Here is an 8713-nt window from a genome sequence, read left to right on the forward strand (position 1 = left end):
AGCCCACCGACGAGCCGACGGACGACTACGACGCGGACACGCCGGGCCCGCACTCCAAGGAGGACGGCTTCGAGGGGCAGTGGCAGTCCGACGGCGGAAAGACGCTGACGATAGGCGACAAGCTCCAGAGCGGTAAGGCCCAGGGCAAGAACTCGGTGAACTACTTCGGCACCGGTGACGGGTTCTGCTTCGGCCTCGGCCAGGAGCAGATCAACGGCACCGTGTTCCGTATCGCGCTCAAGTGCGGCAGCGGCAAGAACGAGAAGCTCATCGCGGGGACCGGGAAGCAGGACAGCGCCGGCGGCTCGCTCACCATCACCTGGGACAAGGGCGGTTCCGACACCCTCGACTGGAACGGCGACACCTAGACCACCCCGGCGGGGAGGACGCCGATGACGGTGCCGGCCCGGCCGGACGGCGGGTCGTCACCGGCAGCTGGACGGCACCACCTGTCTGTGGGTGACGGACCAGCCCAGAGTCCGCGGCTGGGGGCTATTTCGTAGAGTTACTGACAGCTCAGACCGCTACGAAGGAGTCTCATGCCAACCCTCGCCATCGTCGGTGCCGGCCCGCAGATGGGCGCGGCCATCGCACGAGTCTTCGGCTCCCACGGCTACCGGATCGCGTTGATCTCCCGGAATCAGGAGCGATTGGACAGCCTGACGGGCGTCCTGGGCGAGGCCGGTCTGGACGTTGCCAGTTTCGTTGCTGACGTCCGGGATCACCAAGCACTCTCCAGTGCATTGCTTGAAGCTGAGAGGCACTTCGGCAGCATCGACGTGCTCGAGTACAGCCCGCTGCCCGCATCCGACTACTTGCAGCCGGTGCTTGAGACCACACGGGAGCAGGCCCAAGCCGCGTTCGAGTTCAGTGTCCATGGCCCCATGACAGCCGTGCAGACCGTGTTGCCTGCCATGCGCGAACGCGGAACCGGTTCTCTGCTGTTCATCAGTGGCGGCTCATCGCTGGTGCCGGCTGGGGCGGTTGCAGGCACCAGCATCGCGATGGCCGGCGAGGCCGCTTACCTGACCATGCTTCATCAGGCACTCGCCCCGGAGAACATTCATGTGTCGCACCTCGTGGTGCCGGTCAAGATCGGCCCTGGCGAAGCTCTGGGCGATCCCACCGCACTGGCCGAACAGCTATGGCAGTTGCACGCAGCTCGAGACCAGTTCCGGATCGTGGTGGGCGCCTAGCACTTCACCACGTCACTGACGCAAACGGGCTCCTGCGAAACCGCTTAGTCGTTCTTGGCCTTGATGCTGTACGGGTACGGGAGCCGCTGGGCGCTGGCGTCGGTCAGCCGTTGCGGGGGACGCGCCTCCAACTCCCACCCGACGGACGCGATGAGACGGGACAGCAGCACCCCGGGAACAAGTCAGCGCGCGGCTTGATCGATGAATGTTTCCCATGCGGGGGCAGGGAAGGTCAACTGGGGGCCGCCGGCGTTCTTGGAGTCGCGGACGTGCACGGTGTGCGGGCAGGTTGCCACCTCGACGCAGTTGCCGCCCTCACTGTTGCTGTAGCTGGATTTGTGCCAGGACAGGGCGACCTCGACACAGTTGCCACCATCGGTGTTGCTGTAGCTGGACTTGAACCATGCCAGCTCTGCGCTCATAGCTCCTCCGCCAACTTCTCGATGAACCGCATCGACTCCTCAGGGCTGAGGGCCTGTTGAAGGATCATCGCATGGCGTCGGATGAAGTTGCTGACCTTCTCCGAGTCCGCGTACAGCACTCCGACCTCCTGGCCCTCCTCGTAGGCAAGGTACTCGTGGCCGGGGGTCTCCAGGAGAACGAACGGGCCTCGGAGTCCGGCATGCGCACCTCGGTCAGCAGGCATGACCTGCAGGAAGACGTGTCGTGGCTTGCCAGCCTTCAGCAAGTGAATCAGCTGGTCACGATGTTGGTCCGTTGCTCCGACACGGCGGCGGAGTGCGGCCTCCTCCATCACGAAGCTGAACGACCGGCTCTGCTTACTCAGCAGTGCCTGCCGCTCCATCCGGGCGGTGAGCCGTTCCTCGACCGTTTCGTCGTCCAGCAGCGGGCAGTGCGCACTGAGTAGCGCTCGCGCACAGTCCTCGGTCTGGAGAAGCCCGGGAATGAACTGAGTCTCATACGAGTTGAGGGCGACGGCCTCGGATTCGGCTTGCATAAAGTCCTGCGAGTACGACGGGAACCGTTCCGGCTTCAGGTACGGCGCCGCAGCCAGCAGCAACCCGCCCGCACCGCACACCTCATCGGCGACCCGCAACACCGCCAACTGCGGCTTCCGTACGCCCCGTTCCATCGCTTTGATGGCCTCGTAGCCGTAGTTGGCCTCCTTGGCCAGGTCCTCCCGCCGAACGCCGGCCCGTTCGCGCCACAGCTTCATCTGATTGCCGCAGTACTGCCATGTCGGCGGCGGCTCGGAGCCGTTGCCGTTGCCGTTGCCGTTGGTCATCACGGCCACCTCCCCGGAGCGCGGCGGATACGTGCACTCTGCGTACCCGTGCCGTTACTCCAGAGCGTAGTCACGCGCAAGCACCGTATGAGCCATGAACAGCGAGATTCCCCCGCCCGGTTCGTACGCCGTGGACACCCGGAGCAACCGCGTCGGCCGGGTCATGGGCAGCGAGGGCCCCTACGTGCAGCTCCGGCCACCCTCCGGCGGGCGGGAGTGGGACGTACCGCGCAGCGCCCTGCGTCCCGCGTGTAGCGCCGAGGAACTGAGCGCGCGGGTGGGCGACTTGAACCGCAACAGCAGGCTTCCGTGATGGCGGGATGGGGCCGCAGCGTGCTCCGCTACGAGACCTGGACGCTGACCCCCGACCGCGAACCGGACGCCGAGCCCGTCACGTTCGCCATGCAGTGCGCCGTTTGCGACAAGCGGTCGGTGGCGAGTGTGGACTTCGCCGACGCGCAGTCGTGGGCGCTGGCCCACGCGGGCCGCAACCCTTCCCACCACACCTACCGCGAGCTGATCGCCCGCCCCTGGCGGGCCTGGAGAGGCGGCGTAGCCGAGATGTGACGGCGTGTCATATTGACGCCGAAAGCGATGTACTCTGCCCGTGTACAGGTTGCCTCGTCCGAAAAATGAGGCGGCCCTCGACGGTGTTAACAGCACCGGCCGAGGGCCTACACACCATGGTCAGGAAGGACCCTGGGATGTTCCGGCATGTTATCGCGCCTGCGCGCTTCTTCTCGCGAGTACCGAACGAGATCATCCGTCACCCGCGCCTCTCCTCGGACTCCGTCCGGCTGCTGGCCTGGCAACTCTCCCTGCCCGACGGCGCGGACGAGCCGTTGTCGAAGTCGGCGAGGCGGGCCGGGATCAAGCGGACCGCGTACCAGAACGCAAAGCGGCAGCTCATCGCCGAGGGCTATCTGCACGAGTGGCGCCGACAGGGCGAGGGCGGTCACTGGCGCACGCATCAGCTCATCTCCAATGTCGCGCTCACAGCCGAGGAGGCCAGGGCGGCGTGGAATCCGCAGTACACGCCAGCCACCCCCACACCAACCACCCTCACCGCACCGGCGCCCACGACGTCGGCGCCGACCGCACAGGCACCCACCACTCCGGCACCGGCGGCCACTTCACCGACCATCGGTCAGCCGACAGGTCGGTCACGCGGCAGTCAACAACCCCGTAAGAACACCAGGGAGAAGACCCCCCACCCACCCGCCTCGCCCCTGATCCTCGCCGAGGCGGAGGCGCTGCTGCTCTCCCTCGGGCGTACGGAGCCCCGCCTGGCGATGTCCGCCCGCAAGGCGGCCCGTTGGGCGCCGTTCGCCGCGCAGTGGTTTGCCCGTGACGTCCCGCCGACTCAGATCCGGGAAGTCCTCATCCAGGGCCTGGGCACGGCCCGTTCACCGCTGGGTGCCCTGCGCTGGCGCCTGGAGCACAGCGTGCCCGACGCCCCGACCGCCCCCGCGCCACCGCCCACGACGCCCCGCGTCGCCCTCATGCGGGAATGCGAGGGAGGCGGCCACGACCGCCCGCGTCTCTTCTCGCCCTCGGCGGACGAGACGGAGTGCCCCGGCTGCCTGAGCGTCGCGGAGGCCGGCCCACCCCGCCCCCGTACCGAAGGCCCGGGCTTCCGCGCCTATCTGGCCACCCGCGCCCGTACCGCGAAGGTGCCCGCGACCGCCTGAACCCGTCCTTCGCCCGTACGCGCACGTCCGTGCGACCTTTTCCCGCTCCGCCCACGCGCCCCTGCCGGTCCCCCACTCCCACCGGCAGGCGACAACGAACTTACGACCAAAGATCAACTACACATCAAGACCTCCAGTCTGCTCGGCGCGCGAAAGCGCGAGGCTAGCGCCCGCCCCGGTTCGCGAGCGCGCGCAGCACCCGCACGTACGGGGTGTGCCGGGCGGGCCGTTTCACCTCGCCCGCGCAGGCGAGCTCCGCCCGGTCCATGCTGTCCTCCAGACAGGCGTCGTGCAGCGGGCGCCACACCAGTGGCCAGGTGAGCCGGGCGGAGCCGCGTGCCGTCATCGCGAGGGTGTGGCGCAGCAGGGTGTGCCGCTCGTCCACCGTGAAGGCCGCGAACTCGTGGAAGCCGTCGAAGCCGCGCGGCCCGGTGAAGGCGAAACGCACCCAGGTGCCGACGACGTGGGCGGCGACGGTGTAGCGGACCGGACCGTGCCCACCCACGGCGCCCTCGGCCAACGGCCGGTCGAAGCGCATCGCGGGCCACGTGTCATGCGGCCACAGCCGGTCGGCGCCGCCGGCGAGCGAGTCGAGCAGCGCACCGACCTCGCTCCGGGAGGCGGGAAGCAGCCGTTCGTGGACGTTGCAGACACCCATGGGATCCCCTTCCTCGTTCTAGAGAGACAGGGCACGGCGCGGCCCTCAGACGTGCTTGGCCTGGACGCTGTACGGGTACGGGAGCCGCTGGGCACTGGCGTCGGTCAGCCGTTGCAGCTGGGTGGCCTCCAACTCCCAGTCGACGGACGCGAGATGGGAAGTCAAGTGGTCCATCGTGCGGGCCCCGACGATCGGGGCCGTGACGTCCGGCTGGCGGAGCAGCCAGTTGACCGCCACCTGCGCGGGTGGCCGTCCGGTTTCCTCGACGACGGCGAAGAGTGCGTCGAGGACGCGCCAGGTCCGTTCGTCCTGATAGGCGCTCCACGACTCCCCCCAGCCCATCCGCTCCGCGGTCTCGACCCGCGTGCCGCTCGGCGGTTCCTGCATGCCGCGCCGGATCGATCCGCTCAGCCAGCCACCGCGCAGCGGACTCCACGGGAGGACGCCCAGGCCCTCGTTCCGGCAGACCGGCAGCAGCTCCCACTCCGTTTCCCGGTCCAGCAGGTTGTAGAGCGGCTGCAGACACGTGAAGGGCTCCCAGCCGCGCTCACGGCTGATGTCGACGGCCTTCTGCAGCTGCCAGCCGCTGAAGTTGCTGGCCCCGATCGATCGCACCTTGCCCGCCCGTACCAGCGAATCGAGCGTGGAGAGCGTCTGCTCCAGCGAGGTGTCGGGGTCCCAGGCGTGTACCTGGTAAAGGTCGATGTGGTCGGTCCGCAGCCGGCGCAGGCTCGCTTCGACGCCCTCGATGATGTGCTTGCGGCTGAGTCCCCGCTCGTTGGGCCCCTCCCCCATCGGGAGCCTGACCTTCGTCGCGATGACCATGTCGTCGCGTCGGCCCCGCTTGCTCAGCCAGCGCCCGAGGATTTCCTCCGACCCGCCGGTGGAGTACACGTCCGCGGTGTCGATGAAGTTGCCGCCCGCCTCGACGAAGGCGTCGAGGATGGCCCGGCTCGTCTCCTCGTCGGTCTCGCGGCCGAAGGTCATGCTCCCCAGACACAGTTCGCTGACGCGAAGCCCGGTCCTGCCCATGAGTCGTTCGCGCATGCTCGTCGTCCTCCAAGGTGATGGGATGTGCGGGGAGTCTAGGGCGTGTTTTGAAAGTAGCGCCGTCCGCCCGATAGGGCGGGGCCCGCGGCGTCTGGTGCGCGCAGCCGCAAGGCGGAGGATCGTCCTCGTAGTGGGCTACTCGGTCGATTCGACAACGCAGCGGATGTGCGTGCCAGGCGTCGCGGGCCAGGCGGGACTTTCAAAACACGCCCTATGCCGTGGGCCTGCCGGAACAGGGGTCAGGAGTGGTCTGCGTCGGCGTCGCTCCAGAAGCCGAGGAGTTCGGCGACAAGTGCGCCGGGGGCGTCCTCCGCGAAGTGGTGGCCCGACTCGACGGAGCCGCCGCGCAGATCTTCGGCCCAGTTCCGCCAGACGGCCAGTACGTCCCCGTAGAGCTCGGCCATGTCATCGCGGGTGGCCCACAACACCTGTACCGGGCAGCCGATCAGCGTCACCTGGAGGAGCCGCGACGCCCTCGATCCCGCCCCGATCGTCCCCGACCTAGTTGCCGAGGGCAGCTCCGACACTGCTGTGTTCGACCGCTCTCGTGATCACAAGGCCGTTGTGCTCATCGCCCTGACCATGCTCGCCCTAGGCGGCCACCGCCCCCACCTAGCACGCCGTCAACTCGCAACAATCTGACCCACGGATACGACAGGAGAGCCTGAAAAGGTCTTCCCCAGGGCCCACATACTGACCGAGGTCGTCCAGCTCGCGTGCCAGGGGTCGTTCGGGGGCGACGGGGATTCAGGCCCGGCGCCATGCGTCGCGGCCTGCCATACCGTACTGCTTCAAGGCGACGGCACGTTCTGGGAAGACGGCCACGAAGGCGGCGTCCGGTGACTCCGGGCCATCGGGGACGAAGTCGTTCAGGTCGTAGTCGAACAGTCCCGTCCACAGGCGGCGTTTCGTGTCGATGTCGGTGTACACGGTCGCTGTGCCCCAAAGCATCACGCCATCGCCGCTCGTGTCGACCTGCCAGTGCATCGCAACTGCCGGATTCACGGCGATGTTGCGTGCCTTCACGCTCTTCGCACCCGTGGAGAACCAGACGGTTTCACCCTCCCAGGCCGGCCAGACCGGGACGACATCCGGCTTGTTGTCGGCGCCCACCGTGGCGATGTGAGCGAAAGGCGAGAGGCGGGCCGCTTCGGCCTTCACGTCATCGAGGTTCACCTGCTGCTCCTTACTCCTTGACCGGCATCGCGCCGAGTGCGCTACCGCAACTGCCGTCGACATCACCGTCGTGCGCCTCGGTCGCCAGGCACGGGCATAGTAACGGAGCGTCACCTGTCTGAGCGGGTACGCCGCGCCCGCGCCCGCACCGCCTCTGTACCGAGGCCCGGCGACTTGAATCGCACTCTGGCCGTCCGGACGACGTGACAGACTGGAGCCCTCGGGCAGGGTCGAACGGGGGCTGATCCGGTTGGGTCTGGAGATCGAGAACCGGCCGTCGGAGCTGCCGTACATCGAGCGGGTGTGGCGCAGCCGCAGCGACGACGTGGGCCAGATGACGTCGATCGCGACTTCGCACTGGGAACTCGTCTTCTGGGAGCATCACGGCCAGGTGCGGGCGGCCGTACTGGGCCCGGAGCCCAAGGCCTGCCCGGCCCCCGTCCCCAAGGACGCCACATTCTTCGGCGTCAGCTTCGCCCTCGGCACCTCGATGCCGCACGTACCGATCAACCGGCTCGTGGGCGGCAACGCGGAGATCCCCGACGTGACGCGGCGCTCCTTCTGGCTGAAAGGCTCTGCCTGGCGCCTGCCCGATTACGACAACGCTGAGGCGTTCGTACGGCGCATGGTGCGCGAGGGCATCGTGGACTGCGACCCGATCGTGCCCGCCGTACTCGAGGGCGCCACCCCCGATGTCTCCGAACGCACCCTCCAGCGGCGCTTCGTCGCGGCGACGGGCCTCACCAGGGGCGCCATCCGGCAGATCCACCGTGCCCGCCAGGCGGGGGTACTCATCCAGGAGGGTGCGCCGGCCCAGGACGTCGTGCACCGGCTGGGCTACTTCGACCAGCCGCACCTGGCGCGGTCCTTGACCCGGTACATCGGCCGGACCGCCACGCAGTTGAGCGCTCCGGACCGGACGGATGCCCTGTCGCTTCTGTACAAGACCTCATCCTCGGTGCCCGCATAGTCTTCCTGACCTAGCCGACGAGGTCGGTGCGCCCCGGCCAGAGCGCGGTTCCGGCAGGGACGGGCAGACGACCCCGAACTCATCACGGAGGAATCATGCGCAAGGTTGTTTCGGGTCTGTTCGTCTCGCTCGACGGTGTCGCCGAGTCGCCGAACGAGTGGCAGTTCGCCTTCGACGAGGAGATGGGTGCCGCGCTGGAGGAGACGCTGGAGACGGCCGACACGATTCTGCTGGGCCGGGTGACGTTCACCGAGTGGGCCGGGTACTGGCCGACGGTGACCAGCGGTGAGGACGCCGGCTTCGCCAAGTGGATCAACGACTCGCCCAAGTACGTCGTCTCCTCCACGCTGGACAGCGCCGACGACTGGGCGAACAGCACGCTCATCAACGGCGATCTGACGGCTGCGATCGAGGAGCTCAAGGCGGGCGAGGGCAAGAACATCACCGTCGCGGGCAGCCCGACGCTGGTGCGCTCGCTGCTGGAGCAGGATCTGCTGGACGAACTGGTGCTGCTGATCCACCCGGTAGTGGCCGGCGAGGGCCGCAAGAAGCTGTTCGCCGACGACGCCACCCTGAAGAAGCTGCAGTTGGTGAACGCCCGGCCGACCAGCAGCGGAGTGATCATCGCGACCTACCGTCCGGCGGGCTGAGCGCGGCATCGGGACTGGAAAAGCCGTCAGCGCTAAGCGCATGATCTCGAACGTGCGGCGGGTCCCGGTGTGACAC

At 68.0% G+C, this 8713-nt stretch carries 13 protein-coding genes and 1 pseudogene; 7 read left to right on the plus strand and 7 right to left on the minus strand.

Annotated features, from left to right (window positions below; translation table 11 throughout):
- Together ACRDP3_RS19610 and ACRDP3_RS19615 are read left to right on the plus strand one after the other, a co-directional pair.
- Window positions 1-368, plus strand: a pseudogene (locus ACRDP3_RS19610) (hypothetical protein); the annotation flags it as partial.
- Between the two features lie 171 nt (window positions 369-539).
- Entirely contained in the window at window positions 540-1196 is a 657-nt protein-coding gene (locus tag ACRDP3_RS19615) for an SDR family NAD(P)-dependent oxidoreductase (protein ID WP_431518272.1), read from the plus strand.
- A 44-nt stretch (window positions 1197-1240) separates the two neighbouring features.
- On the opposite strand, the gene ACRDP3_RS19620 is transcribed toward ACRDP3_RS19615, so the two are convergent.
- Genes ACRDP3_RS19620 through ACRDP3_RS19630 form a run of 3 tightly spaced genes read right to left on the minus strand, consistent with a single transcriptional unit; the run spans window position 1241 to window position 2442 of the window.
- The gene (locus ACRDP3_RS19620; RefSeq protein ID WP_431518273.1) at window positions 1241-1366 is read right to left on the minus strand and encodes a hypothetical protein; all 126 of its coding nucleotides are present in this window, start codon (window positions 1364-1366) and stop codon (window positions 1241-1243) included.
- Window positions 1367-1378: 12 nt separating this feature from the next.
- Complete coding sequence (locus tag ACRDP3_RS19625) at window positions 1379-1618, minus strand: DUF397 domain-containing protein (protein WP_431518274.1); 240 nt, start codon at window positions 1616-1618, stop codon at window positions 1379-1381.
- On the minus strand, window positions 1615-2442 hold the full coding sequence (locus ACRDP3_RS19630; protein ID WP_431518275.1) for a helix-turn-helix domain-containing protein: 828 nt from the start codon (window positions 2440-2442) through the stop codon (window positions 1615-1617). The genes ACRDP3_RS19625 and ACRDP3_RS19630 overlap by 4 nt, the downstream gene beginning before the upstream one ends.
- Window positions 2443-2536: 94 nt before the next feature.
- On the opposite strand from ACRDP3_RS19630, the gene ACRDP3_RS19635 reads away from it, so the two are divergent.
- From ACRDP3_RS19635 to ACRDP3_RS19645, 3 genes are all read left to right on the plus strand, one after another.
- Complete coding sequence (locus tag ACRDP3_RS19635) at window positions 2537-2755, plus strand: hypothetical protein (protein ID WP_431518276.1); 219 nt, start codon at window positions 2537-2539, stop codon at window positions 2753-2755.
- Window positions 2755-3009 (plus strand): hypothetical protein, encoded by a 255-nt coding sequence (locus tag ACRDP3_RS19640; protein ID WP_431518277.1) that lies wholly within the window; start codon window positions 2755-2757, stop codon window positions 3007-3009. Before ACRDP3_RS19635 ends, ACRDP3_RS19640 begins: the two co-directional genes overlap by 1 nt.
- Window positions 3010-3146: 137 nt before the next feature.
- Window positions 3147-4133: a hypothetical protein gene (locus ACRDP3_RS19645; RefSeq protein WP_431518278.1), complete on the plus strand. Its 987-nt coding sequence runs from the start codon at window positions 3147-3149 to the stop codon at window positions 4131-4133.
- 163 nt (window positions 4134-4296) lie between these two features.
- Here ACRDP3_RS19645 and ACRDP3_RS19650 read toward each other — a convergent pair whose 3' ends face one another.
- From ACRDP3_RS19650 to ACRDP3_RS19665, 4 genes are all read right to left on the minus strand, one after another.
- A complete protein-coding gene (locus ACRDP3_RS19650; RefSeq protein WP_431518279.1) occupies window positions 4297-4791 on the minus strand; it encodes an SRPBCC family protein in 495 nt (164 codons plus the stop codon).
- Window positions 4792-4836: 45 nt separating this feature from the next.
- Window positions 4837-5838 carry an aldo/keto reductase gene (locus ACRDP3_RS19655; RefSeq protein ID WP_431518280.1) on the minus strand — a complete coding sequence of 334 codons (1002 nt, stop codon included), beginning with the start codon at window positions 5836-5838 and terminating at the stop codon, window positions 4837-4839.
- Window positions 5839-6080: 242 nt separating this feature from the next.
- Window positions 6081-6296, minus strand: a complete 216-nt coding sequence (locus ACRDP3_RS19660; RefSeq protein ID WP_431518281.1) for a hypothetical protein — start codon at window positions 6294-6296, stop codon at window positions 6081-6083.
- 292 nt (window positions 6297-6588) lie between these two features.
- Window positions 6589-7017 (minus strand): pyridoxamine 5'-phosphate oxidase family protein, encoded by a 429-nt coding sequence (locus ACRDP3_RS19665; RefSeq protein ID WP_431518282.1) that lies wholly within the window; start codon window positions 7015-7017, stop codon window positions 6589-6591.
- 250 nt (window positions 7018-7267) lie between these two features.
- Here ACRDP3_RS19665 and ACRDP3_RS19670 point away from each other — a divergent pair, with 250 nt between their 5' ends.
- Both ACRDP3_RS19670 and ACRDP3_RS19675 read left to right on the plus strand, forming a co-directional pair.
- Window positions 7268-7987 carry a helix-turn-helix domain-containing protein gene (locus ACRDP3_RS19670; protein WP_431518283.1) on the plus strand — a complete coding sequence of 240 codons (720 nt, stop codon included), beginning with the start codon at window positions 7268-7270 and terminating at the stop codon, window positions 7985-7987.
- 95 nt (window positions 7988-8082) lie between these two features.
- Window positions 8083-8637, plus strand: a complete 555-nt coding sequence (locus ACRDP3_RS19675) for a dihydrofolate reductase family protein (RefSeq protein ID WP_431518284.1) — start codon at window positions 8083-8085, stop codon at window positions 8635-8637.
- Window positions 8638-8713 lie beyond the last annotated feature (76 nt).

It is taken from the genome of Streptomyces sp., assembly GCF_050698815.1.
In the GTDB taxonomy this organism is placed as follows: domain Bacteria; phylum Actinomycetota; class Actinomycetes; order Streptomycetales; family Streptomycetaceae; genus Streptomyces.